At 64.1% G+C, this 23,309-nt stretch carries 20 protein-coding genes; 12 read left to right on the top strand and 8 right to left on the bottom strand.

The genetic code is table 11. The annotated features are described in order from the left end of the window. Nucleotides 1–19: 19 nt before the first annotated feature. Nucleotides 20–1,240: an N-acetylmuramoyl-L-alanine amidase gene (locus PMI20_RS02830; RefSeq protein WP_007927610.1), complete on the top strand. Its 1,221-nt coding sequence runs from the start codon at nt 20–22 to the stop codon at nt 1,238–1,240. 116 nt (nt 1,241–1,356) lie between these two features. On the opposite strand, the gene PMI20_RS02825 is transcribed toward PMI20_RS02830, so the two are convergent. Continuing rightward, entirely contained in the window at nt 1,357–1,737 is a 381-nt protein-coding gene (locus tag PMI20_RS02825) for a hypothetical protein (protein WP_007927609.1), read from the bottom strand. Nucleotides 1,738–1,871: 134 nt separating this feature from the next. Between PMI20_RS02825 and dksA the strand changes: the two genes are divergently transcribed. The 4 genes from dksA to PMI20_RS02805 all read left to right on the top strand — a co-directional run bounded on the left by dksA (nt 1,872) and on the right by PMI20_RS02805 (nt 5,343). Next, a complete protein-coding gene (gene dksA, locus PMI20_RS02820; RefSeq protein ID WP_037035045.1) occupies nt 1,872–2,276 on the top strand; it encodes an RNA polymerase-binding protein DksA in 405 nt (134 codons plus the stop codon). 33 nt (nt 2,277–2,309) lie between these two features. Next, nucleotides 2,310–3,518: a zinc metallochaperone GTPase ZigA gene (gene zigA / locus PMI20_RS02815; protein WP_007927607.1), complete on the top strand. Its 1,209-nt coding sequence runs from the start codon at nt 2,310–2,312 to the stop codon at nt 3,516–3,518. After that, a complete protein-coding gene (locus PMI20_RS02810) occupies nt 3,518–4,216 on the top strand; it encodes a DUF1826 domain-containing protein (protein WP_007927606.1) in 699 nt (232 codons plus the stop codon). The genes zigA and PMI20_RS02810 overlap by 1 nt, the downstream gene beginning before the upstream one ends. 164 nt (nt 4,217–4,380) lie before the next feature. Next, on the top strand, nt 4,381–5,343 hold the full coding sequence (locus PMI20_RS02805; RefSeq protein WP_007927605.1) for a CobW family GTP-binding protein: 963 nt from the start codon (nt 4,381–4,383) through the stop codon (nt 5,341–5,343). A 150-nt stretch (nt 5,344–5,493) separates the two neighbouring features. Here the strand turns inward: PMI20_RS02805 and PMI20_RS02800 are convergent, their stop codons facing one another. After that, nucleotides 5,494–5,889, bottom strand: coding sequence for a DUF3301 domain-containing protein (locus PMI20_RS02800; protein WP_007927603.1), 396 nt, complete (start codon nt 5,887–5,889; stop codon nt 5,494–5,496). Nucleotides 5,890–6,005: 116 nt separating this feature from the next. On the opposite strand from PMI20_RS02800, the gene pdxY reads away from it, so the two are divergent. Further along, entirely contained in the window at nt 6,006–6,878 is an 873-nt protein-coding gene (gene pdxY, locus PMI20_RS02795; RefSeq protein ID WP_007927602.1) for a pyridoxal kinase PdxY, read from the top strand. A gap of 63 nt (nt 6,879–6,941) precedes the next feature. Here pdxY and PMI20_RS02790 read toward each other — a convergent pair whose 3' ends face one another. Then, a complete protein-coding gene (locus tag PMI20_RS02790) occupies nt 6,942–7,424 on the bottom strand; it encodes an acyl-CoA thioesterase (RefSeq protein WP_007927601.1) in 483 nt (160 codons plus the stop codon). A gap of 266 nt (nt 7,425–7,690) precedes the next feature. On the opposite strand from PMI20_RS02790, the gene PMI20_RS02785 reads away from it, so the two are divergent. Further along, on the top strand, nt 7,691–9,454 hold the full coding sequence (locus tag PMI20_RS02785; RefSeq protein ID WP_007927600.1) for a cation:proton antiporter: 1,764 nt from the start codon (nt 7,691–7,693) through the stop codon (nt 9,452–9,454). Here PMI20_RS02785 and PMI20_RS02780 read toward each other — a convergent pair. The 4 genes from PMI20_RS02780 to uvrD all read right to left on the bottom strand — a co-directional run bounded on the left by PMI20_RS02780 (nt 9,451) and on the right by uvrD (nt 14,227). Next, entirely contained in the window at nt 9,451–10,215 is a 765-nt protein-coding gene (locus tag PMI20_RS02780; protein ID WP_007927599.1) for a hypothetical protein, read from the bottom strand. The genes PMI20_RS02785 and PMI20_RS02780 overlap by 4 nt on opposite strands. Before the next feature lie 147 nt (nt 10,216–10,362). Next, entirely contained in the window at nt 10,363–10,770 is a 408-nt protein-coding gene (locus PMI20_RS02775; RefSeq protein WP_007927598.1) for an SMI1/KNR4 family protein, read from the bottom strand. A gap of 138 nt (nt 10,771–10,908) precedes the next feature. Continuing rightward, on the bottom strand, nt 10,909–11,787 hold the full coding sequence (locus PMI20_RS02770) for a Tim44 domain-containing protein (protein ID WP_007927597.1): 879 nt from the start codon (nt 11,785–11,787) through the stop codon (nt 10,909–10,911). A 256-nt stretch (nt 11,788–12,043) separates the two neighbouring features. After that, the gene (gene uvrD / locus PMI20_RS02765; protein ID WP_007927596.1) at nt 12,044–14,227 is read right to left on the bottom strand and encodes a DNA helicase II; all 2,184 of its coding nucleotides are present in this window, start codon (nt 14,225–14,227) and stop codon (nt 12,044–12,046) included. A 246-nt stretch (nt 14,228–14,473) separates the two neighbouring features. On the opposite strand from uvrD, the gene PMI20_RS02760 reads away from it, so the two are divergent. From PMI20_RS02760 to PMI20_RS02750, 3 genes are all read left to right on the top strand, one after another. Further along, nucleotides 14,474–17,338 carry a putative bifunctional diguanylate cyclase/phosphodiesterase gene (locus PMI20_RS02760; protein ID WP_007927595.1) on the top strand — a complete coding sequence of 955 codons (2,865 nt, stop codon included), beginning with the start codon at nt 14,474–14,476 and terminating at the stop codon, nt 17,336–17,338. A gap of 237 nt (nt 17,339–17,575) precedes the next feature. Then, nucleotides 17,576–18,442: a transcriptional regulator HexR gene (gene hexR, locus PMI20_RS02755; protein ID WP_007927594.1), complete on the top strand. Its 867-nt coding sequence runs from the start codon at nt 17,576–17,578 to the stop codon at nt 18,440–18,442. 202 nt (nt 18,443–18,644) lie between these two features. Beyond that, nucleotides 18,645–18,857, top strand: coding sequence for a PA3496 family putative envelope integrity protein (locus PMI20_RS02750; RefSeq protein WP_007927592.1), 213 nt, complete (start codon nt 18,645–18,647; stop codon nt 18,855–18,857). On the opposite strand, the gene PMI20_RS02745 is transcribed toward PMI20_RS02750, so the two are convergent. Further along, entirely contained in the window at nt 18,799–19,761 is a 963-nt protein-coding gene (locus PMI20_RS02745) for a LysR family transcriptional regulator (protein WP_007927590.1), read from the bottom strand. The two genes, PMI20_RS02750 and PMI20_RS02745, sit on opposite strands and share 59 nt — an antisense overlap. Nucleotides 19,762–19,951: 190 nt before the next feature. Here PMI20_RS02745 and PMI20_RS02740 point away from each other — a divergent pair, with 190 nt between their 5' ends. After that, nucleotides 19,952–21,367 carry an acetyl-CoA carboxylase biotin carboxylase subunit gene (locus PMI20_RS02740; protein WP_007927582.1) on the top strand — a complete coding sequence of 472 codons (1,416 nt, stop codon included), beginning with the start codon at nt 19,952–19,954 and terminating at the stop codon, nt 21,365–21,367. Between the two features lie 11 nt (nt 21,368–21,378). Beyond that, entirely contained in the window at nt 21,379–23,187 is a 1,809-nt protein-coding gene (oadA, locus tag PMI20_RS02735) for a sodium-extruding oxaloacetate decarboxylase subunit alpha (protein WP_007927580.1), read from the top strand. Nucleotides 23,188–23,309: the final 122 nt, after the last annotated feature.

Genomic DNA, 23,309 nt, shown 5'->3' with positions numbered 1-23,309 from the left:
TCAATCTGCGGTGTAAGTCATGCACAGACGTCAGTTGCTCAACCTGCTGTTGGCCAGCGCGGCCTTGGTTCTGCCTTTGGGGGTGTCCGCCACCCAGATTCGCAACCTGCGTTTATGGAACTCGGCCGACAAGCTGCGCCTGGTGCTCGATCTGAGTGGGCCGGTGCACTACAAGACCTTCTCTCTCAGCGCGCCGGAACGGCTGATCATCGACCTTCGCGGCGCGCAGCTCAGTGGCGATTTCAGCCAACTGGCCCTGGCCAATACGCCGATTCGCTCGATCCGTTCCGGGCACTTTGGCCAGGGCGATACGCGGATCGTCCTCGACCTGGCCGAACCGCTGCGGCTCGACAGCTTCTTGCTGCCGCCCCAGGACGGCCAGGGCCACCGCCTGGTGCTCGATCTGAGCAACGCCAGCCGCGTCCCGCAGCAGATCGCGGCGGTCGCCGCTCCCGCTTTGCCGCGTGAAACACCGGCGGACCGGGCGCATCCCAAGCGCGACATCATCGTCGTGGTCGACCCGGGTCACGGCGGCAAGGACCCGGGGGCGGTCGGCGCCCGTGGCGAACGGGAGAAGGATGTGGTGCTGGCGATCGCCCAGCTGTTGGCCAAGCGGTTGAAGCGTGAGAAGGGCTTCGATGTGAAGCTGGTGCGCAACGACGATTTCTTCGTGCCGCTGCGCAAGCGGGTGGAGATCGCCCGCAAGCACAAGGCCGACATGTTTATCTCGGTGCATGCCGATGCGGCGCCACGCCTGACGGCGTCCGGGGCTTCGGTTTACGCGCTGTCGGAAGGTGGTGCGACGTCGGCCACCGCACGCTTCATGGCGCAGCGGGAGAACGGCGCCGACCTGCTGGGCGCCACCAGCCTGCTCAACCTGAAAGACAAGGACCCGATGCTCGCCGGGGTGATTCTCGACATGTCGATGAACGCCACCATCGCCGCCAGCCTGCAGTTGGGCGGCACTGTATTGGGCAGCCTGGCGGGCATCACCACCCTGCATCAGAAGCGCGTGGAACAGGCCGGTTTCGCGGTGCTCAAGTCCCCCGATGTGCCCTCGATCCTGGTGGAGACGGGCTTCATCTCCAACAGCCGCGACAGCCAGCGCCTGGTCACCGCGCGGCACCAGCAGGCGATTGCCGATGGGCTATTCGCGGGCTTGCAGAGCTACTTCCAGAAGAATCCGCCGGTGAACAGCTACATGGCCTGGTTGCAGGAACAGAAAAAAGCCCAGGCCTGACGCGGCCCAGCCTTCTATAGGAGCACAGCTTGCGTGCGATGAAGACGCTGCGGTGTATCAGCTATACCGCGTAAGCGTCGATCGCGGGCAAGCCTCGCTCCTACAAAATGCTTTGCTCAGCAGCCGCTGATCCGGCTGCAAGTGAACTTGCCGCTGCTGCCGCCGGAGCTGGAAAAGCGGTTGCGGGTGGTCCAGCCGACGCGCTGGCTATAGCCGACCCAGGCTTCGCCGTCGGAGGCCAGGCCGGTAAAGAAGGTCAGCTGGCCATAACGGCTGTTGGTCTGCGCCCAATAACGTTTGCCGGCGACCTCGAAACCCCGCAGATAGGTTGTACTGCCCGCGGCCGCGACGCTGTAGGCGTTGCCTTCGGCATCCACGCAGGCCAGCAGGTTGGCGCTGCGGGTGCAGGTGGCCAGGGCGCTGGGCACTTGCGCGATGGCGGTGTCCGCGACCAGCAGGGACAGGCTCAGCAGCGTGTATTTCAAGGCGTGGCGCATGGGGTTTCTCGGCAGGGGAGGCTCAAGCATCCCGCCCTTCGTCGCGGGCGGCAAGAGAGGGTTGGCTTATTTGTATTGTTATGCTATAACATTAAATAAAGCCTGACCCGTGACCCACCATGACTGAACGCCCGATGACCGAAGCGCAACTTCTCGCCCAGCCCGAGGCGGACTACATGAACGACGTCCAGCAGGCCTATTTCCGTGAGCTGCTGCTGGCGCAGCGCGTCGAGCTGCAAGAACGCATCGATGGCGAGTTCGAGGTGCTGCGCGAGCAGGAGCCCCACAGCGACCTAGCCGATATCGGCAGCGCCGAAGAGCAGCGTCAGTGGCAACTGCGCCTGCTGGAGCGGGAAAAGAAGCTGCTGGACAAGATCGACGAAGCCCTCGAACGCCTGGCCCGTGGCGAGTACGGCTGGTGCCGTGAAACCGGCGAGGCCATTGGCCTCAGGCGCTTGCTGCTGCGGCCCACCGCCACCCTGTGTATCGAAGCCAAAGAACGCCAAGAGCTGCGCGAACGCCATCAACGGGCGATCTGACCCAGCCACCCAGCCCCCGATGAGGATCACCTGATGACCGACCGTCTTCCCGTTACCGTGCTGTCCGGCTTTCTCGGCGCCGGCAAAAGCACGCTGCTCAACTACGTTCTGCGCAACCGCGACAACCTGCGGGTGGCGGTGATCGTCAACGACATGAGCGAAATCAACATCGACGGCAGCGAGGTGCAGCGCGATGTCAGCCTCAACCGCGCCGAAGAAAAACTGGTCGAAATGAGCAACGGCTGCATCTGCTGCACCCTGCGCGAAGACCTGCTGGAAGAGGTCGGCAAGCTGGCCAGGGACGGGCGTTTCGATTACCTGCTGATCGAGTCCACCGGCATTTCCGAGCCGCTGCCGGTGGCCGAGACCTTCACCTTTCGCGACGAAGCGGGGCAGAGCCTGGCCGATATCGCGCGGCTGGACACCATGGTCACCGTGGTCGACGGCATGAACTTCCTGCTCGATTACCAGGCCGCGGAAAGCCTGGCGTCCCGCGGCGAAACCCTGGGCGAGGAAGATGAACGTTCGATCACCGATCTGTTGATCGAGCAGATCGAGTTCGCCGACGTGATCCTGATCAGCAAGATCGACCTGATCGGCAGCGACGAGCGCCAGGAACTGATCGCCATCCTCGAACGCCTCAATTCCCAGGCGGAAATCATCCCCATGGTGATGGGCGAAGTGCCGCTGGCGAAGATACTCAATACCGGTCGTTTCGACTTCGAGCGCGCTGCCCAGGCGCCGGGCTGGCTGCAGGAGCTGCGCGGCGAGCACGTGCCGGAAACCGAAGAATACGGCATCGCCTCCAGCGCCTATCGGGCGCGCCGACCTTTCCATCCACAGCGCTTTTTCGACTTCATCAACCGCCCCTGGAGCAACGGCAAGTTGCTGCGTTCCAAGGGCTTTTTCTGGCTCGCCAGCAAGCACCAGGAGGCCGGCAGCTGGTCCCAGGCGGGGGGGCTGATGCGTCATGGTTTCGCCGGACGCTGGTGGCGTTTCGTGCCGAAGCAACACTGGCCGCAGGATGCGGAAAGCACCGCGGCGATCATGCAGAACTGGACCGCCGCCACCGGCGACTGCCGCCAGGAACTGGTGTTCATCGGCCAGAACATCGACTTCGCCCGGCTCACCGCCGAGCTCGACGATTGCCTGCTGACGGACGACGAAATGGCCCTGGGCACGGAAGGCTGGCGCCTGATGCGCGACCCGTTCGGCCCCTGGCATGAAGAGGCCGCCGCCTGATGCTCTACCAACCACTGTCCCCTGTGGGAGCGCACCTGCTTGCGAAGCCGCTCCTGCGGCCAACCCTGCAAAAACCGATACGCCGCGAGGCTTGCGGCCCGGCCCCTATCGTCCTCGCCGAGGTGCTGGACGACGAGGTCAACCTGGCCCTGTGGCAGCGCCAGTTGCCGGCGCATATCGCCGATTTCGGTGCCTTGCTGCTGTCGCTGAACGAGCCGCTGGCCGAGTCGCTGTCGCTGGAACTCGACACCGAGGACGCCGAGCCGAACCTGCGCGGCCTGGCTTCTGGCTTCAGCGATCTGCAGGGCTACGATGGCTTTATCGCCGATGTCGCCTGGCTGGTCAGCGCCTTTGCCTGCCTGCTGGGCGCCAAGCGCGTCGGCCTGCGCCTGCGGGTGCTGGATAAGGCCATGTGCCCGCGTTTTCATGTCGACCATGTGCCGGTACGGCTGATCACCACCTATGCCGGCGCCGGTAGCCAATGGCTGCGCGAGGGCGCGATGGATCGTCGGCAACTGGGCCAGGCCGAGGCCGAACCCACGGATGCCGCGCTGATCCAGCAGATGGCCAGCGGCGAGGTGGCCCTGTTCAAGGGTGAGAAATGGCTGGGCAACGAGGGTTTCGGCCTGATCCACCGCTCGCCGCAACCGGCCCCCGGCGAGCGCCGGCTGATCCTCACCCTGGACTGGCTCGGCTGACCCTGTAGCTGCCGCAGGCTGCGATCGGCTCCGCAGGAGACGTGCTCTTGAGGCCCTCGGAAGGCGCTGCGCGCCTTATCGCAGCCTGTGGCAGCGGCTACGGGAATTTCGCTGCCGCGGGTTAGCGCGTAGGATCAATCACCTCCTTTCCGAGCGTTCCCCCCATGCTGCACAACATCCCCACCCACGTCATCACCGGCCCCCTCGGCGCGGGCAAGACCAGCCTGATCCAGCACCTGTTGGTGCAGCGTCCGGCCCATGAGCGCTGGGCGGTGTTGATCAACGAGTTCGGCCAGATCGGCCTGGACGCGGCGCTGCTGGCCCGGGACGAGGACGGTATCGCCCTGGGCGAAGTGGCCGGCGGCTGCCTGTGCTGTGTCAACGGCGCGCCATTCCAGGTGGGCCTGGGGCGCCTGCTGCGCAAGGCCCGGCCCGACCGCCTGTTTATCGAACCTTCCGGCCTGGGGCACCCGGCGCAACTGCTCCAGCAATTGCGCGAGGCGCCCTGGCAAAAGGTCCTGGCCGTGCAACCTTGCGTGCTGGTCCTCGATGCCCAGGCGCTGGCGGCCGGCAAGCCGCTGCCGCAGGCCCAACAGGAGGCGCTGCCCAGTGCCGGCCTGTTGCTGCTGAACAAGGACGAAGGGCTCGACGCGGCGCAGCGTCAGGGCATTCTCGAGCAGTTGCCGGCCTGTCCGCTGCTCTGGACTACCCGCGGGACCTTGGCGCTGGAGCGCTTGCCTGGCCTGGAGGCTCGCGCGGGGGCTGCCATTGAGGCCTTCGAAGTACCCAAGGGATTGGCACAGCTGCCGGCGATCTGGACCGATCCGGCCCGGCCCATCTGCCTGAGCCAGGCCCAGGAGGGCGGCTGGAGCATCGGTTGGCGCTGGCACCCGAGCCGGGTGTTCGAGGTCGGGCACGTCGAGCAATGGCTGGCGAGCCTTGATTGGCGCCGGGCCAAGCTGGTGATCCACGGTGCGCAGGGCTGGGTCTCGGGCAACGCCCTGGATAACGCCGCGCTGCACTGGCAAGCCAGCGAGTGGCGCCGCGATTCACGTATCGAGTTGATCTTCAGCGAGCCGCAGGACGTGGCCACCCTGCAACAGTCCCTGGCTGAGTGCTGCCAATAATCCAACCCCTGCTTCTGTAGGAGCGGCCGGTCGACGCTCGATTGCCCGCGAAAAACTCGTCAACGATGACGCGTTTTGCCAGGAAAAACCGCCGCTTCGCGGCTATCGCGGGCAAGCCTCGCTCCTACAGGAGTGCATAGGCGGTTGGCCTTACTTGCTGCGTCCTTCGCGCCATTGGCTCAGTTCGATCACTTCGGCGCTGTGTGTCGGCACGGGTGGCGGCGCGGGCGTTGCAATCGGGTAGGGCGCCAGCTCGATCTGCGCGCTGTGGGCGCCGAACTGGGTGATGGTCCCTGCATGGCGGGTTTCGCCGGTGACGGTGAATTCGAAGGTGTAGATCCGGGCCAGGCGCCGGCGACCACTGGCGTCCCTGACGAAACCGATGCGCTTCAACGCCACGTTGCCGTCCAGCAGCTCGATATCGAGCCGCGCGCAATGCTGCTTGACCCTCTCCAGCGCCCGCTCGCGCAGGCCGTGGTTGTGCCATAGCCAGGCGGCGCCGGTCGCCAGCAGCATCAGCACGAAAATGTTTCCAAGGGTCAGCATGAGGTGCGCTCCAACGAAGTCGCACCAGCTTAACTGCGTCTTCGGTCTGTCGTACAGGTTGCGTTTAGTCGCATACTGCGCGGCTCGAATTTCAATCGTTTTACGGAATGACCCGAATGAAACGTACGCCTCATCTGCTTGCGATCCAGTCCCATGTGGTCTTCGGCCATGCCGGCAACAGCGCCGCGGTGTTTCCCATGCAGCGGGTCGGGGTGAATGTCTGGCCGCTCAATACGGTGCAGTTCTCCAACCACACGCAATACGGCCAGTGGGCCGGCGAGGTGCTGTCACCGCACCAGATCCCGGAGCTGGTGGAAGGCATTGCCGCCATCGGCGAACTGGGCAACTGCGACGCGGTGCTGTCCGGCTACCTGGGCAGCGCGGCGCAGGGGCGGGCGATCCTCGGTGGCGTGGCGCGGATCAAGGCGACCAACCCCAAGGCCCTGTACCTGTGCGACCCGGTGATGGGCCACCCGGAAAAGGGTTGCAGCGTGCCCCAGGAGGTCAGCGACTTCCTGTTGGAAGAGGCGGCGGCCGTGGCGGATTTCCTCTGCCCCAACCAACTGGAGCTGGACAGTTTCGCCGGGCGCAAGCCGCAGTCGCTGTTCGACTGCCTGGCCATGGCCCGGGCGCTGCTGGCGCGTGGTCCGAAAGCGGTGCTGGTCAAGCATCTGGATTACCCGGGCAAGCTGCCGGACGGCTTCGAGATGTTGCTGGTGACCGCCGAAGGCAGCTGGCACCTGCGTCGTCCGCTGCTGGCATTCCCGCGTCAGCCGGTGGGTGTGGGCGACCTGACTTCGGGCCTGTTCCTGGCCCGGGTGCTGCTGGGCGACAGCCTGGTGGCGGCGTTCGAGTTCACCGCCGCGGCGGTGCATGAAGTGCTGCTGGAAACCCAGGCCTGCGCCAGTTACGAACTGCAACTGATACGGGCCCAGGACCGGATCACCCATCCACGGGTGCGGTTCGAGGCGGTACCGATCGAGCTGTAACGGGTTGCGCAGGGGTTTATCGCCAACAGGCTCGCTCGGTAAAAGCGAGCCTGTCTCGGACGATCAGGCGTCGGCCTTGATTTCCTGATAGCGCTTTTCCAGCTCCTGGCGGATCTGCCGGCGTTGCTGGGCCTGCATGAAGCGGCGCTTGTCTTCGCTGGTTTGCGGTTGCAGTGGCGGCACGGCGGCGGGTTTGCGCTGGTCGTCCACGGCCACCATGGTGAAGAAGCAACTGTTGGTGTGGCGCACCGAGCGCTCGCGGATGTTCTCGGTGACCACCTTGATACCGACCTCCATCGAGGTGTTGCCGGTGTAGTTGACCGAGGCCAGGAAGGTCACCAGTTCGCCGACGTGGATCGGCTCGCGGAAGATCACCTGGTCCACCGACAGGGTCACCACATAACGGCCGGCATAACGGCTGGCACAGGCGTAGGCGACTTCATCGAGGTACTTGAGCAGGGTGCCGCCGTGGACATTGCCTGAGAAGTTGGCCATGTCAGGGGTCATCAATACCGTCATCGACAGCTGGGCGTTTCCGGGTTCCATAGCACACTCACGGGTTAAGGCAGGGGTTGCGGGGCGCACCTCTGCGGGTGCTTGGTCAGCGTTTCAAACCATCGATAACGGGACGCTGCGCCCGCGATCGCCGTCACGCGGCGATCTATCTGTTTCCATATATTGCACCGCCTTTCTGGCACAAGTCGCGATGTTAACCTTCAAAAGCCCGTCCCAAGGGCTTTTCCCGCTGGCCGGCAGGCTGCGCAACGCCTCCGCGCCGCCCGCAAGAACACGACCCCAAGGAGCCCCACGCCATGCATGCCATCAGCTTTATTCAGGACCTGGCAGTGATCATGCTGGTCGCAGGCGTGGTGACCATTCTCTTCCACCGGCTCAAGCAGCCGGTGGTCCTCGGCTATATCGTCGCCGGCTTCATCATCGGCCCGCACACCCCGCCGTTCGGCCTGATCCACGACGAAGACACGATCAAGACCCTGGCCGAGCTGGGGGTGATTTTCCTGATGTTCTGCCTGGGCCTGGAGTTCAGCCTGCGCAAGCTGTTCAAGGTCGGCGCCACGGCCTTTATCGCGGCGTTCATGGAAATCGTGCTGATGATCTGGATCGGCTACGAGATCGGCCGCTGGTTCGGCTGGAACACCATGGACTCGCTGTTCCTCGGCGCGATCCTGGCGATTTCCTCGACCACCATCATCGTCAAGGCGCTCAACGACCTGAAGATGAAGAACCAGCGCTTCGCCCAGCTGATCTTCGGTGTGCTGATCGTCGAAGACATCCTCGGCATCGGTATCATCGCCTTGCTCTCGAGCATCGCGGTCAGCGGCACCGTCAGTTCCGGGGAAGTGTTCTCCACCGTCGGCAAGCTCTCGCTGTTCATGATCGTCGCCCTGGTCATCGGCATCCTGCTGGTCCCGCGGCTGCTGGCCTACGTGGCCAGGTTCGAAAGCAACGAGATGCTGCTGATTACCGTGCTGGGGCTGTGCTTCGGCTTCTGCCTGCTGGTGGTCAAGCTGGAGTACAGCATGGTGCTCGGCGCCTTCCTGATTGGCGCGATCATGGCCGAGTCGCGGCAATTGCTGAAGATCGAGCGGCTGATCGAGCCGGTACGCGACATGTTCAGCGCCATCTTCTTCGTCGCCATCGGCCTGATGATCGACCCGCAGATCCTCTTGCAATACGCCTGGCCGATCGCGGTGATCACCGTCGCGGTGGTGCTGGGCAAGATGTTGTCCTGCGGCCTGGGCGCCTTTATCGCCGGCAACGATGGCCGCACCTCGCTGCGGGTCGGCATGGGCCTGTCACAGATCGGCGAGTTCTCCTTCATCATCGCGGCGCTGGGCATGACCCTGCAGGTCACCAGCGACTTTCTCTACCCGGTGGCGGTCGCCGTATCGGCCATTACCACCTTGCTCACGCCTTACCTGATCCGCGCCGCCGACCCGCTGTCGCTGAAGCTCGCCGCCGTGATGCCGACCCGCCTGAGCCGGGTGCTGGGCATGTACGGCGAATGGTTGCGCAGTATCCAGCTCCATGGCGAGGGGGCGCTGCTGGCGTCGATGATCCGGCGGATCCTGTTGCAGGTCGGGGTCAATCTGGCGCTGGTGGTGGCGATCTTCTTCTCCGGCGGTTATTTCGCCGCGCGCATTGGCGAATACCTGCAGGACTGGATCAGTGATCCGAGCTGGCAGAAGGCATTGATCTGGGGCGGGGCGCTGCTGCTGTCGCTGCCGTTCCTGATCGCCGCCTATCGCAAGCTCAAGGCCCTGTCGATGCTGCTGGCGGAGATGGGGGTGAAGCCGGAAATGGCCGGGCGTCACACCCAGCGCGTGCGCCGGGTGATCGCCGAGGTGATTCCGGTGCTGTCGCTGCTGGTGATCTTCCTGCTGCTGGCGGCGCTGTCTTCGAGCATCTTGCCGACCACCGAGCTGCTGGTGCTGATTGCGGTGGTGACGGCGGCGGTGGCCGCGCTGCTGTGGCGCTGGTTCATCCGCGTGCACACCCGCATGCAGGTGGCCTTGCTGGATACCCTGGATAACCACAAGGAAGACAATGGGCACTAATTGCCCGGTGATGCACAACTCAGCGGTTGGTCGCGCCAGTGTCGCCAGGCTTCGACCCAGCCCTGGTCGTGGGTGACCCCGGGCAGGCTGACGGATTGTACGCAGAAGGCTTTCGTCCCCAGCGCCTGTCGGTAGGCGGGGTAGAGGCTGGCAGGCACGCTGCGGTCGGCCTGGCCGAGCAGATGCCGTTGCGCTACCAGGGCCAGCTTGGGAGCCTGGTCCAGCGGCTCGAGGGAGCCGTGCAACGGGCTCAGCCCCAGCGCACTGACCCATAGCCGAGGGCTCAGGTTGCCGGCCAGGGTTTGCACCTGGGCAATATCGTCTCGCCGCGCGGCCAGCAACAGGGCCAGTGCCGCGCCACCTGAATAGCCGATCAGCTCGAAATCCTGATTGCCATAACGCAGCTTGAGGCGGTCGAGGGCCTGGTCGAGGCTGCGCAGTACCGCTGGGGAAAAGCGCTGGTCGGTCCAGATGGCCGCCGTGCAGTCGGCCGCGCTGACGAATTGGCAGGGGCGGGCCAGATAGACGCTGGGACGGGGATCGCTCAGCGCCAGTTGCACCATCAGCAGGTGCTGCGGACTGGGGTCGAGGCTGGGTTGGCGGGCTGTCGCCCAGGCATGGCCGTCGCCTTCAAGGTAGACGCGCAGGCGGGGTTGTTTGGACAAATGCAGGGGTAGGCTGCTGGCGAGCGGGAAGGGTGAAGTGGGCAGGACTTCGACCTGATGGGCGTACTGCGTGCTCAGGTTTTGCAACTGAGCCATGGGCGACTGACAACCCGCCAGCAGGCTGCTGGCGAGTAGTGTCAATGCGGCGATCGACCGGGTGGCGCGACCGCTTGTGAACGTCATGCAACGGGTGGCAGTCGATCCATGCGCCCGCGCCCGCGGGGCGAAACCGCGCAAGGCCGATCAGCTTTCCAGCCAGACGTCTCGCGCCCAGTGCCACACCGATTCCCAGGATTCTTCGGTGATCAGCTCTTCTTCGCCGGACCACAGCACCACGGTGCCGTCTTCCTCGACGCAGTAGTAGTCATCACCGTCCTGGCAGATCGGGATCAGCTCGCGCGGCACGCCCATGTCCCAGGCGGTGGCGGCCACTTCCGGCAGGTAGGTGTGGGACTGCGGGTCGGTCACGGTGACCGGCTCCAGGCTGCCGTAGACGACATCGCTCACGGTCAACAGGAACTCTTTGAAGACGAACGGGATATTGATGAACAGCTGTTCTTCGATTTCCACCAGCAGGTCTTCATCCGGCAGTTCCAGGGGAACGGGTACCGGTTCGTTTGCTTCACGGAGTTGCTCGATGACTTCTTCCACGGCCTGGGTCCTCTTAGCTCTATGGCGCGGTTTAATAGACGGCGGTTTATACAGTAGCTCGCTATAAGTGCAATCGTGAAATGCAAAACCCCGACCTGAGCCGGGGTTTTGCGATTACCGATGTGACACTGGAGAGAATCAGCCGTTCTGGCGGATACCTGCAACCAGCCAAGGCTGATTTTCGCCCTGGGCGCGCTCCATGTTCCAGCTTTCGCTGAACACTTCGCCCTGGTCGAAACGCGAGGTCTTCGACACGCCGGTGAAGGTCAGGGTTGCGATGGTCTTGTCGGCGCGGTCGTCGACGCCTTCCAGTTGCACATTGAGGTTGTCGATGTAGGTCGACTGGAAGCCGTCGCCCAGATCGGCACGTTCCTGCTTCAGGAATTGCAGCATCTGCGGGGTCACGAACTCGGCGATCTTGTCCATTTCGTTGGCGTCCCAGTGTTGCTGCAGGGACTGGAAGTGGTTGCGCGCGGCTTCGACGAAACGCTCTTCGTTGAACCAGGCTGGCGCGTTGATTACCGGACGGGCCGCGGCGGCAGGTGCAGCCGAACCACCGAAGATCGAACCGGAGGCAGGTTTTGGCTCGAAGGCTTCACGCTGCATCGGTGCGTGGCCGGCTGGAGCGTACTGCTCCTGCTGCTTGCGACGACGGGCGGCGATAAAGCGGAAGACCAGGAAGGCGATGACCGCCATGATCAGGATGTCGAAGATCTGCATGCCCTGGAAGCCGTCGCCCATGAACATGGAGGCCAGCAAGCCGCCTGCGGCGATACCGGCCAATGGGCCGAGCCAGCGCGAAGCGCCGCTGGCCTTGGTGGCAGCGCCCGCGGCACCGGCAGCGCCGGCGGTCGCGGCAGTGGAACCCATGCCGGAAGAGGACGGAGCCATCTGGCTGGTCTGGTGGGTCGGCGCGGCGCCAGCGCTTTTGCCGCCACCGAAGCGCTTGGCGTTGGCGTCGAGGCTCATCGTCAGGCCGATGCACAACGCCATGGCGATGCTAAGAAAACGTTTCATAAAGGGAATTCCCATTTGTGGATGGCACGCGCGCCATGTTGCACAGGTGAAGTGTCACTGGCTAGCGGCAGAGTGTTTCGGGCTTTTGCCTGACAGCCACGGTTCAGCTTGGGTCGAGGCAAGTGGGCCCTGTACAGGTTTGTCCGTTGGGCGGATGCAACGGCTCAGTGGCCGGTCAGCCCGATTTTGCCCCATGCCGCGGGGCATGCTTCTGGTTCAGAAGCATCGCCCCGGCATGGCGAAGGAGGTCAAGGCGTCAGATGGCTTCGAGCTTGGCGTAGCCGAGCATCAGCCACTTGCTGCCTTCGCTGAAGTTCACCTGGACCCGGGCCTGGGCGCCGGCGCCTTCGAAGTTGAGGATCACACCGTCGCCGAATACCGAGTGGCGTACCGCCTGGCCGAGGCTGAGGCCGGTGTCCGGGATCTCGCTGCCGCCGAACAGGCTGCTGGTGCTCTGCGACTGGCCACCGCCGAACGGACGGCTGACGCTGTTGGACAGGCGCACTTCCTGGATCAGCCCCTTCGGCACCTCCCGTACGAAACGCGACACCTTGTTGTAGGTCTCGCTCCCGTACAGGCGTCGGGTTTCGGCGTAGGTCATCACCAGGTTCTGCATCGCCCGGGTGATGCCGACGTAGGCCAGGCGACGTTCCTCTTCAAGGCGGCCGGGCTCTTCCAGGCTCATCTTGTGCGGGAACAGGCCTTCTTCCATGCCCACCAGGAACACGTAAGGGAATTCCAGGCCCTTGGCGCTGTGCAGGGTCATCAGCTGGATGCTGTCTTCGTGCTCGTCGGCCTGGGTGTCGCCGGCTTCCAGCGAAGCGTGGCCGAGGAAGGCCGCCAGCGGCGTCAGTTCCTGGTCTTCTTCGGTGTGCTCGAAGTTGCGCGCGGCGCTGACCAGTTCCTCGAGGTTTTCTACCCGAGCCTGGCCTTTCTCGCCTTTTTCCGCTTCGTGGTAGGCGATCAGGCCGGACTGCTCGATAACGGTCTGGGTCATCAGGTGCAACGGCATCTCGGCGGTTTTCGCCGCCAGGTGCTCGATCAGCTCCATGAAGGCGCCCAGGGCACCGGCGGCGCGCCCGGTCACGCCTTTATTGGCCACCAGTTGGCGCATCGCTTCCCACATCGACACATGGCTGTGGCGCGCGTGTTCGCGAATCGCTTCGACGGTCTTTTCGCCAATGCCGCGGGTCGGCACGTTGATCACCCGCTCCAGGGCCGCGTCGTTGCCGCGACCTTCGAGCAGGCGCATGTAGGCCATGGCGTTCTTGATTTCGGCGCGTTCGAAGAAGCGCTGGCCGCCGTAGATGCGGTACGGAATGCGCTCGCGCAGCAGCGCTTCTTCCAGCACCCGCGACTGGGCGTTGGAGCGATAGAGGATGGCGATATCGCTGCGGGCCAGGCCGGTTTTCAGGGCGCTTTCGATGGTTTCCACCACGTAGCGCGCTTCATCGTGTTCGTTGAAGGCGGCGTACAGGTTGATCGCTTCGCCTTCGCCGCCGTCGGTCCACAGCTCCTTGCCCAAGCGCCCGGTGTTATTGGCGATCAGGGCGTTGGCGGCCTTGAGGATGCCGGCGGTGGAGCGGTAGTTCTGCTCCAGGCGGATCACTTCGGTGTCCGGGAAGTCTTCGGAGTACTGGTGAATGTTCTCGATCTTCGCGCCGCGCCAGCCGTAGATCGACTGGTCGTCGTCGCCCACCACCATCAGGCTGTCGCCGCCCTTGGCCAGCAGGCGCAACCAGGCGTACTGCACGGCGTTGGTGTCCTGGAATTCGTCCACCAGCACGTGGCGGAAACGCTTCTGGTAGTGCGCCAGCAGGCCCGGATGGTCGCGCCACAGGTCCAGGGCACGCAGCAGCAGCTCGGAGAAGTCGATGACCCCGGCGCGCTGGCAGGCGGCCTCGTAGGCTTCGTAGATGCCGCGCATGGTGGCCAGGAACAGGTCGCCGCTGGCCTGAATGTGTTGCGGACGCAGGCCTTCGTCCTTCTGCCCGTTGATGAACCACTGGGCCTGCCGGGCCGGCCAGCGCTGCTCGTCCAGGCCGAGGTCGCGGATCACCCGCTTGACCAGGCGTTGCTGGTCGTCGCTGTCGAGGATCTGGAAGGTCTGGCTCAGGCCGGCCTCTTGCCAGTGCGCCCGCAGCAGGCGGTGCGCCAGGCCGTGGAAGGTACCGACCCACATGCCGGCCGGGTTGATACCCATCAACTGCTCGATGCGCTGGCGCATCTCGGCAGCGGCCTTGTTGGTGAAGGTCACCGACAGGATGGAGTGGGGTGAGGCGTTCTCGACCTGGATCAACCAGGCGATACGGTGCACCAGCACTCGGGTTTTACCGGAGCCAGCACCGGCCAGGACCAACTGACGACCCAAGGAGGCGGCTACGGCCTGGCGTTGGGCATCGTTGAGGGAGTTCAGCAGAAGGGAGAGATCATCGCGCATCGGGGCATTCTAGGGGGCTGGCGCACACCGGGCAAACCAAGCTTTGGTTTAGCCGATAAAAGAACGCCGGGGACGACCGGTCGGTCACGGGCTGCAGCCGTTGGCCGGGCTTGGCTGGAGGAATTTCGCAGGGATCGGCGCTCGCGCGGATTTGCCGATTTTATGATTCCAGGCAGTTTGGTCCGGGCGGTTGCTTGTGTATGCTCCGGCGACGTTTCGGGCTCAATCATTATAAGAACACTGCCTATGACACTCAGCACTGGCCCGTCCGGACCCTCCGTGGAGCCTCGGGTTGTTCGCAAGCAATACGCCATGGAGATGGCGGTAGAGCGCACGCGCCTGCTTTATCAGGGCTCCCTGTTGCCCACCCTGTTCATGCTGCTCAACGGCCTGGTCTGCGCCTGGCTGCTGTGGAGCCCCGAGCGTTATTGGCTGGTCAGCGTGTGGATGGTCTGGTTGCTGGCCCTGGTCGCCCTGCGGGTGATCCAGGTGGCGGCGTTCGACTCGGCGATTCCCAGCCGCCAGGCGCAGCCGGTCTGGCGCCGCATGTTCCTGCTCGGCTCCGCCGTCAGCGGCCTGACCCTGGCCTGCGCCGGCATTGCCCTGATGCCCACCGACAATTTCCTGCAGCAGGCCTGGGTCTTCGGCCTGATCGGCGCGGCGATCCTCTCGGCCAGCGTGGCCTACGCGGTCAGCCTGCCGGCCTTCCTGTCCTTTACCTTGCCCTGCCTGTTGCCGGCGATCGGCTACCTGTTCTGGGGCGGCGACGAGCAGCAGCGAGGCTGGGGCTGGCTGGGCTTGATCCTGCTGGTGTCGCTGAGTGTGGTGGCCTGGCAGGTCAACCGCCTGATCCAGATGGGCTTGCTGAGGCGTTTCCAGAACCAGGCCCTGATCGAACACCTGCAACAGGCGCAGAGCCGCAGCGAGCAGCTCAACAGCGAGCTGCTGCGGGAAGTCGAGCAGCGCCGCCGCGCCGAAGAAGAACTGCGCGAAGCCCAGGTCGGCCTGGAAAGCCGGGTGGCCCAGCGCAGCCTCGAGCTGGATGCGGCCAACCAGGCCCTGAGCAAGAGCGAAGCGCGCCTGGCCCTGGCTCTCAAGGCCAGCCAGCTGGGGCTGTGGGACTGGAACCTGCAGACCGACGAGGTCCATCACAGCCATATCAAGGAGCTGTTCGGCCTGGAGCCGGAGTTCGTGCGGGCGATGCTCAGCCACCTCAAGCCGCTGCTGCATCCCGAAGACCTGCCGCTGCTCAAGCGCGCGCTGGTGGAGCACCTGAAGGGGCGCACCGAGGATTACCTGGTGGAATATCGCGTGCGGCATGCCGATGGCCACTGGGTCTGGATCGAGGACCGTGGGCGCGCCGTGGAGCGCGGCCCAGGCGGGCGGGTGCTGCGCATGGTCGGCACCCGGCGCGATATCAGCGCCAGCAAGCAACAGGAAGAGCAGCGCCGCCTGGCGGCGATGGTGTTCGAGGCGGCCAGCGAGGGCATCGTGATCCTCGACCCCGATTACGTGCTGCTGGCAGTCAATCAGGCGTTCAGCCGGGTTACCGGTTACCAGATCGAGGACATGCTCGGGCGCAATGTGGTCGACCTGCCGTGCAGCCGCGACGCACGGCGGCACTTTCCGGTGATTCATCAAGCCCTCGAACAGCATGGCAGCTGGCAGGGCGAACTGGTGGAGGCGCGCAAGAACGGCGAGCTGTACCCGCAGTGGCTGCAATTGAACGTGGTGCGAGATACGCGGGGAAAGGTCAGTCATATTGTGGGCTTCTTCGCCGATCTGTCGGCGCGGCGCGAATCCGAGGAGCGCATGCGCTACCTGACCCATTACGACGAACTCACCGGCCTGGCCAACCGTTCGCTGTTTCGCGAACGCTTGCGCGAAGCCCATCAACGGATGCGCCAGGGCGGCCGCAGCCTGGCCCTGGTGCATATCAACCTGGACCGTTTCAAGCTGCTCAACGACAGCCTGGGCCACGACATCGCCGACCAGCTGTTGCAGAAAATGGCGCGGCGACTGGTCAACGCGCTGCCGGAAGCCGACACCATTGCCCGCTTGTCCGGCGATGAGTTCGCGGTGCTGTTCGATGCCTATGGCAGCCTGTCGAGCCTGACCCGGGTGGCCACCCGCTTGTCGGCGAAGCTGCGCCTGCCGATCACCGTGGAAGGCCACGAGCTGGTGGTCAGCGCTTCCATGGGCATCAGCATGTTGCCCGACAGCGCGCGGGAAATTCCGGCGCTGATCAGCCAGGCGAACATCGCCATGCAACACGCCAAGCACCTGGGCGGCAACAACTTCCAGTTCTACACCGCCAGCCTGCAAGCCAGCACCCTGGAGCGCCTGCAACTGGAGAACCAGCTGCGCAAGGCGGTCGAGGAGCATCAGCTGAAGGTGTTCTACCAGCCGAAACTGTGCCTCGCCACTGGGCGCTTGAACGCCGCCGAAGCCTTGGTGCGCTGGGACCATCCCGATCTGGGTCGGGTGCCGCCGGGGGACTTTATCGGCCTGGCGGAAGAGATCGGGCTGATCGGCCCGATCGGCGAATTCGTCTTGCGCCAGGCCTGCTGGCAAGCCTGCGAGTGGCAGCGCCAGGGGCTGCCGGCGATTCGGGTCTCGGTGAACCTGTCGGTGCATCAACTGCGCCAGGGCAAGCTGGTCAGCCAGGTGCGCAGCGTGCTGGAAGAGACCGGGCTGGCGCCGCACTTCCTCGAGCTGGAGCTGACCGAAAGCCATCTGCTCGACAGCGTCGAACACATCGTTTCCACCTTCCAGCAACTGCGTGACCTGGGGGTGAAACTGGCCATCGACGACTTCGGCACCGGTTATTCCTCGTTGAGCTACCTCAAGCGGATTCCGGTGGACTACGTGAAGATCGACCAGGCGTTCATCCGCGGCCTGAGCGAAGGCGGCGCCGACGCGGCGATCACCCGGGCGATCATCGCCATGGCCCACGGGCTGTCGCTGAAGGTGGTGGCCGAAGGGGTGGAGCATCCGGAGCAGCTGGCATTTCTCAAGGAGCAGAAATGCGATGAGGTGCAGGGCTACCTGATCAGTCGGCCGGTGGAAGCCGAGGGGCTTGCGGCGCTGTTGCGGGCCGAGACCCTGTAGCCGCTGCCGCAGGCTACGATCGGCTGCGCAGCGGCCGCAAAAGGCCAGGAATATCTGAAGTTTTTACGAATACCGGCTGCCCGGCTCCAGCAGCTACAAAGAGCAGGCGAGGCTAAAACAGTGGGGCGCAAAGGTGATTCAGTTACGCATTGAGCAGGCAAAAAGCGAATTCATGTAGTATAACTACAAAATTGCTACATCCTTGGGCGTCTGCCCCATAACAATGAGTCCAGCCCTTTGAATCTGTTGCAGCACATTGCCCAATCACGCCATCTCTTGCGCAAGTCGGAGCTCAAGGTCGCCGATCATGTGCTGCTCGACCCTGCGGCTGTGATGCACAGTTCCATGGCCGACCTGGCCCACAGCGTGGGTATCAGCGAGCCGACCATCGTGCGCTTCTGCCGCGCCATCGGTTGCTCGGGGTTCCAGGACCTGAAACTCAAGCTGGCCCAGAGCCTGGCCGCCGGGGCGAGCTTCGGCCAGTTCGCGATTCATGAAGACGACTCGGTCGCCGACTACAGCCTGAAAATCTTCGACACCACCCTGCACACCCTGATGGAGGTTCGCGAGAAGCTCGATCCGGTGGAGTTGCAACGGGCTGTGACCCTCATGTCCCAGGCCCAGCGCGTGGAGTTCTACGGCTTCGGCGCCTCGGGTGCGGTGGCGGCGGACGCCCAGCACAAATTCTTCCGCCTGCTGCTGACCGCGGCGGCCTATTCCGACCCGCATATGCAGGCGATGTCGGCGGTGACCCTCAAGCCCACCGACGTGGCGATCTGCATTTCCCAGTCCGGGCGTTCCAAGGACCTGCTGATCACCGCCAACCTGGTGCGTGAAAGCGGTGCCTCGCTGATCACCCTGTGCCCGAGCCAGACACCGCTGGCCGAGCTGTCGACCGTCAACCTGGCGATCGACGTGCACGAAGACACTGAGATCTACACCCCGCTGACCTCGCGTATCGCCCACCTGGTGGTGATCGACGTCCTGGCGATGGGCGTGGCCATGGCCCGCGGCCCGAGCCTGGTCAACCACCTCAAGAGCGTCAAGCGCAGCCTTCGCAGCCTGCGCCTGTCGCCCAAGTCGGTAAAAGCCCTGGACGACTAGCCCGGTCTTCCGTAGGAGCGAGGCTTGCCCGCGAAGAATGATGACGCGGTGGGCCAGAAGCCCAGCGGCGGGGCCTTCGCGGGCAAGCCTCGCTCCTACAGGCGGTGGGGGCAACTTTCATCATCCTGTAACCGACCCGCAGCCAAATCGTCATTGGCAGGCGTCATCGTGAAGCTCCCGTACTCGCATTGGGAGACTCGAAATGGCCCGGCCTTACGAAGAGAGCAGCAGCGCAGTCAAGACCCGTCGTCAACAGGAAGACCAGCGCCGCATGGAATTTCGCCGCGCGATCGAACATCGCTGTGAGCTGCGCCGTCTGCAGCAGGAAATCAACGACTACCCCGAGCTGGACGCCGTCAATTACTGGCAGGCAGCCTCGGCAGCTTCCCGTCAAAACGTTCAACAAGCCCGCTGATCTGCACCCGTTCGCTGCGGATAAACCCCAGGAACGCATGCGCTACCGGTGACAGGCGTTTAGCCTTGGCCTGCACCAGGCACCAGCTGCGATACAACGGCAGCTCTTCGACCGGCAACTCGATGAGTCCCCCGGTCGCCAACTCAAGGTTCAGGGCGTGGCGCGTCAACAGCGCCACGCCCAGACCCGCCAGCACACACTCGCGCTGCGCCTCGGCCGACGACACTTCCAGGGTCTGGGTGAAGTGCACGCGCTTTTCCTTGAAATACTCCTCGCAGGCCAGGCGCGTGCCCGAACCCTGTTCGCGCACCAGCAGGTTGTAGGGTTCCAGGTCCTGCAGGCGCAGCGGCCCGAGGTGGCACAGCGGATGGTCGGGCGGCGCCACGGCGACGATCGGGTTATTGAGAAACGGCAGGAATTCCAGGCCCATGTCCTGCGGGACCATGGACATGATCACCAGGTCGTCGCGGTTGTCCGAGAGGCGGCGGATCACCTGGCCCCGATTGACCACCGTCAGTTGCAGGTTGACCTCCGGGTGCTGGCGCTTGAAGGCGGCGAACAGGTGCGGCACGAAGTACTTGGCGCTGGATTCCACCGCCAGTTTCAGCTGGCCCTGCAAGGAGCCCTGCATGTCCGACAGTTGCATGTCGAGGTTTTCCAGGCGCCCGAAGATGTCGCGGCTGGCCCGTTGCAGCGCCTCGGCGGCCTCGGTCATATAGAGCTTCTTGCCGACGTAATCGAACAGGGGCTGGCCGATCAGCTCCTCCAGCTGGCGAATCTGCAGGCTGACGGCGGGCTGGGTCAGGGACATTTCGTCGGCCGCCCGGCTGTAGGAGCGCAGGTCGCAGACCTCATTGAAAATCTGCAATTGGCGTAATGTCATACGCATCAAGGACTTACGCATTATCTAAGGTCTCGCGCCGAAGGCTGTCGGATCAACTATAAGTCTTTGCTTATGAGCGACCCAATAATTATTGATTTTTGTTAATTCATCGACAGGAATAGTGTGGGCCTGCGACTGGCTTGAAACATTTGGTCACGCGCCGACCCGGTCTAGCGGGTCTTTTGTTCCAACGGCTCAAGGGTACCTCCAAGTGATAAAAAAGATCCTGATCGCCAACCGTGGTGAGATTGCCGTACGAATCGTGCGTGCCTGCGCCGAGATGGGCATTCGCTCGGTCGCGATCTTCTCCGACGCCGATCGCCATGCCCTGCATGTGAAGCGCGCGGATGAAGCCCACAGCATCGGTGCCGAACCCCTGGCCGGCTACCTGAACCCACGCAAGCTGGTGAACCTGGCCGTGGAAACCGGCTGCGACGCGCTGCACCCCGGGTACGGCTTCCTTTCGGAAAACGCCGAGCTGGCGGACATCTGCGCCGAACGTGGGATCAAATTCATCGGCCCATCGGCTGAAGTGATTCGCCGCATGGGCGACAAGACCGAAGCCCGCCGCAGCATGATCAAGGCCGGCGTGCCGGTCACCCCGGGCACCGAAGGCAACGTCGCCGATATCCATGAAGCCCTGAGCGAAGGCGACCGCATCGGTTACCCGGTGATGCTCAAGGCCACTTCCGGCGGTGGCGGCCGCGGCATTCGTCGCTGCAACAGCCGGGACGAACTGGAACAGGCGTTCCCACGGGTGATTTCCGAGGCGACCAAGGCGTTCGGTTCCGCCGAAGTGTTCCTGGAAAAGTGCATCGTCAATCCCAAGCACATCGAGGCGCAGATCCTCGGCGACAGCTTCGGCAACGTGGTGCACCTGTTCGAGCGCGACTGCTCGATCCAGCGCCGCAACCAGAAGCTGATCGAGATCGCCCCCAGCCCGCAATTGACCCCGGAACAGCGCGCCTACATCGGCGACCTGTCGGTGCGCGCGGCCAAGGCCGTGGGCTACGAGAACGCCGGTACCGTGGAGTTCCTGCTCGCCGACGGCGAGGTGTACTTCATGGAGATGAACACCCGGGTGCAGGTGGAACACACCATCACCGAAGAAATCACCGGCATCGACATCGTTCGCGAGCAGATCCGCATCGCTTCCGGCCTGCCGCTGTCGGTGAAGCAGGAAGACATCCACCACCGTGGTTTCGCCCTGCAGTTCCGGATCAACGCCGAAGACCCGAAGAACAACTTCCTGCCGAGCTTCGGCAAGATCACCCGTTACTACGCGCCCGGGGGCCCCGGCGTGCGGACCGACACGGCGATCTACACCGGCTACACCATTCCGCCGTTCTACGACTCTATGTGCCTGAAGCTGGTGGTCTGGGCCCTGACCTGGGAAGAGGCGATGGACCGTGGCTTGCGCGCCCTGGACGACATGCGTCTGCAAGGGGTCAAGACCACTGCTGCCTATTACCAGGAAATCCTGCGTAACCCGGAATTCCGTAGCGGCCAGTTCAACACCAGTTTTGTGGAAAGCCACCCTGAGCTGACCAACTACTCGATCAAGCGCAAACCCGAAGAGCTGGCCCTGGCCATCGCCGCCGCCATCGCCGCCCACGCAGGCCTGTGAGGAAAAGAACAATGAGCAAGAAGATCTTCGTTACCGACACCATCCTGCGCGACGCCCACCAATCGCTGCTGGCGACCCGCATGCGCACCGAAGACATGCTGCCGATCTGCGACAAGCTCGACAAAGTCGGCTACTGGTCGCTGGAAGTCTGGGGCGGCGCGACCTTCGACGCCTGCGTGCGCTTCCTCAAGGAAGACCCGTGGGAGCGCCTGCGCAAACTGCGCGCCGCGCTGCCCAACACCCGCCTGCAAATGCTCCTGCGCGGGCAGAACCTGCTGGGCTACCGCCATTACAGCGACGACGTGGTCAAGGCCTTCGTCGCCAAGGCGGCGGTCAACGGCATCGACGTGTTCCGCATCTTCGACGCCATGAACGATGTGCGTAACCTGCGGGTGGCCATCGAAGCGGTGAAAGCCGCCGGCAAGCACGCCCAGGGCACTATCGCCTACACCACCAGCCCGGTGCACACCATCGAGGCGTTCGTGGCCCAGGCCAAGCAAATGGAATCCATGGGTTGCGACTCGGTGGCGATCAAGGACATGGCCGGCCTGCTGACCCCTTATGCCACTGGCGAACTGGTCAAGGCGCTGAAGGCCGAGCAGTCGCTGCCGGTGTTCGTCCATTCCCATGACACCGCCGGCCTGGCCGCGATGTGCCAGCTCAAGGCCATCGAGAACGGCGCTGACCATATCGACACCGCGATCTCCAGCTTCGCCTGGGGCACCAGCCACCCGGGCACCGAGTCGATGGTCGCCGCCCTCAAAGGCAGCGAATTCGACACCGGCCTGGACCTGGAACTGCTGCAGGAGATCGGCCTGTACTTCTATGCCGTGCGCAAGAAGTACCACCAGTTCGAAAGCGAATTCACCGCGGTCGACACCCGGGTGCAGGTCAACCAGGTGCCGGGCGGGATGATTTCCAACCTGGCCAACCAGCTCAAGGAGCAGGGCGCCCTGAACCGCATGAACGAAGTGCTGGCGGAGATCCCGCGGGTGCGTCACGACCTCGGCTACCCGCCGCTGGTGACCCCGACTTCGCAGATCGTCGGCACCCAGGCGTTCTTCAACGTGCTGGCCGGCGAGCGCTACAAGACCATCACCAACGAAGTGAAGCTGTACCTGCAAGGCGGCTACGGCAAGGCACCGGGCGAGGTGGACGAGAAGCTGCGGCGCCAGGCCATCGGCAGCGAAGAAGTGATCGACGTGCGCCCGGCCGACCTGCTGAAGCCGGAAATGACCAAGCTGCGCAATGACATCGGCGCCCTGGCCAAATCCGAAGAAGACGTGCTGACCTACGCCATGTTCCCGGACATCGGGCGCAAGTTCCTCGAAGAACGCGAAGCCGGCACCCTGACTCCGGAAGTGCTGCTGCCGATTCCGGAAGCGGGTGGTGTGACCTCGGCCGGCGGCGAAGGCGTACCGACCGAGTTCGTCATTGACGTGCACGGCGAGACCTACCGCGTCGACATCACCGGTGTCGGCGTGAAGGCCGAAGGCAAGCGCCACTTCTACTTGTCCATCGACGGCATGCCGGAAGAAGTGGTGTTCGAGCCGCTCAACGAGTTCGTCGGCAGCGGCAGCAGCAAGCGCAAGCAGGCCAGCGCGCCGGGCCATGTCAGCACCACCATGCCGGGCAACATCGTCGACGTGCTGGTCAAGGAAGGCGACACCGTCAAGGCCGGCCAGGCGGTGCTGATCACCGAAGCCATGAAGATGGAAACCGAAGTCCAGGCGGCCATCGCCGGCAAGGTCACCGCCATCCACGTGGCCAAGGGCGACCGGGTCAATCCGGGCGAAATCCTGATCGAGATCGAAGGCTGATTTTCAATCCTTCATCGGTAACGTTTTACCTCGGGGGGGCACATGCCCCCCTTTTTTTGCCTGTTGCCCGGGGGCGGCGGGGAGCGATGCGCGTGCCGCTACAGGCGGCTTGAGGGACATTT

Source organism: Pseudomonas sp. GM17 (assembly GCF_000282175.2).
GTDB lineage: Bacteria > Pseudomonadota > Gammaproteobacteria > Pseudomonadales > Pseudomonadaceae > Aquipseudomonas > Aquipseudomonas chlororaphis.
Note: the sequence above shows the minus strand (reverse complement) of the source record. Positions and strands in the feature narration are given on the sequence as shown.

Bases quoted from the DNA above. Each gene is read 5' to 3' on its own strand.
- PMI20_RS02805 (WP_007927605.1), top strand. From the start codon at position 4,381: ATGCTGCACAACATCCCCACCCACGTCATCACCGGCCCCCTCGGCGCG.
- PMI20_RS02825 (WP_007927609.1), bottom strand. From the start codon at position 1,737: ATGCGCCACGCCTTGAAATACACGCTGCTGAGCCTGTCCCTGCTGGTC.
- PMI20_RS02785 (WP_007927600.1), top strand. From the start codon at position 7,691: ATGCATGCCATCAGCTTTATTCAGGACCTGGCAGTGATCATGCTGGTC.
- PMI20_RS02790 (WP_007927601.1), bottom strand. From the start codon at position 7,424: ATGGAACCCGGAAACGCCCAGCTGTCGATGACGGTATTGATGACCCCT.
- PMI20_RS02810 (WP_007927606.1), top strand. From the start codon at position 3,518: ATGCTCTACCAACCACTGTCCCCTGTGGGAGCGCACCTGCTTGCGAAG.
- PMI20_RS02760 (WP_007927595.1), top strand. From the start codon at position 14,474: ATGACACTCAGCACTGGCCCGTCCGGACCCTCCGTGGAGCCTCGGGTT.
- PMI20_RS02830 (WP_007927610.1), top strand. From the start codon at position 20: ATGCACAGACGTCAGTTGCTCAACCTGCTGTTGGCCAGCGCGGCCTTG.
- PMI20_RS02800 (WP_007927603.1), bottom strand. From the start codon at position 5,889: ATGCTGACCCTTGGAAACATTTTCGTGCTGATGCTGCTGGCGACCGGC.
- oadA (WP_007927580.1), top strand. From the start codon at position 21,379: ATGAGCAAGAAGATCTTCGTTACCGACACCATCCTGCGCGACGCCCAC.
- zigA (WP_007927607.1), top strand. From the start codon at position 2,310: ATGACCGACCGTCTTCCCGTTACCGTGCTGTCCGGCTTTCTCGGCGCC.
- PMI20_RS02780 (WP_007927599.1), bottom strand. From the start codon at position 10,215: ATGGCTCAGTTGCAAAACCTGAGCACGCAGTACGCCCATCAGGTCGAA.
- PMI20_RS02750 (WP_007927592.1), top strand. From the start codon at position 18,645: ATGGCCCGGCCTTACGAAGAGAGCAGCAGCGCAGTCAAGACCCGTCGT.
- PMI20_RS02745 (WP_007927590.1), bottom strand. From the start codon at position 19,761: ATGCGTAAGTCCTTGATGCGTATGACATTACGCCAATTGCAGATTTTC.
- PMI20_RS02770 (WP_007927597.1), bottom strand. From the start codon at position 11,787: ATGAAACGTTTTCTTAGCATCGCCATGGCGTTGTGCATCGGCCTGACG.
- pdxY (WP_007927602.1), top strand. From the start codon at position 6,006: ATGAAACGTACGCCTCATCTGCTTGCGATCCAGTCCCATGTGGTCTTC.
- dksA (WP_037035045.1), top strand. From the start codon at position 1,872: ATGACCGAAGCGCAACTTCTCGCCCAGCCCGAGGCGGACTACATGAAC.
- uvrD (WP_007927596.1), bottom strand. From the start codon at position 14,227: ATGCGCGATGATCTCTCCCTTCTGCTGAACTCCCTCAACGATGCCCAA.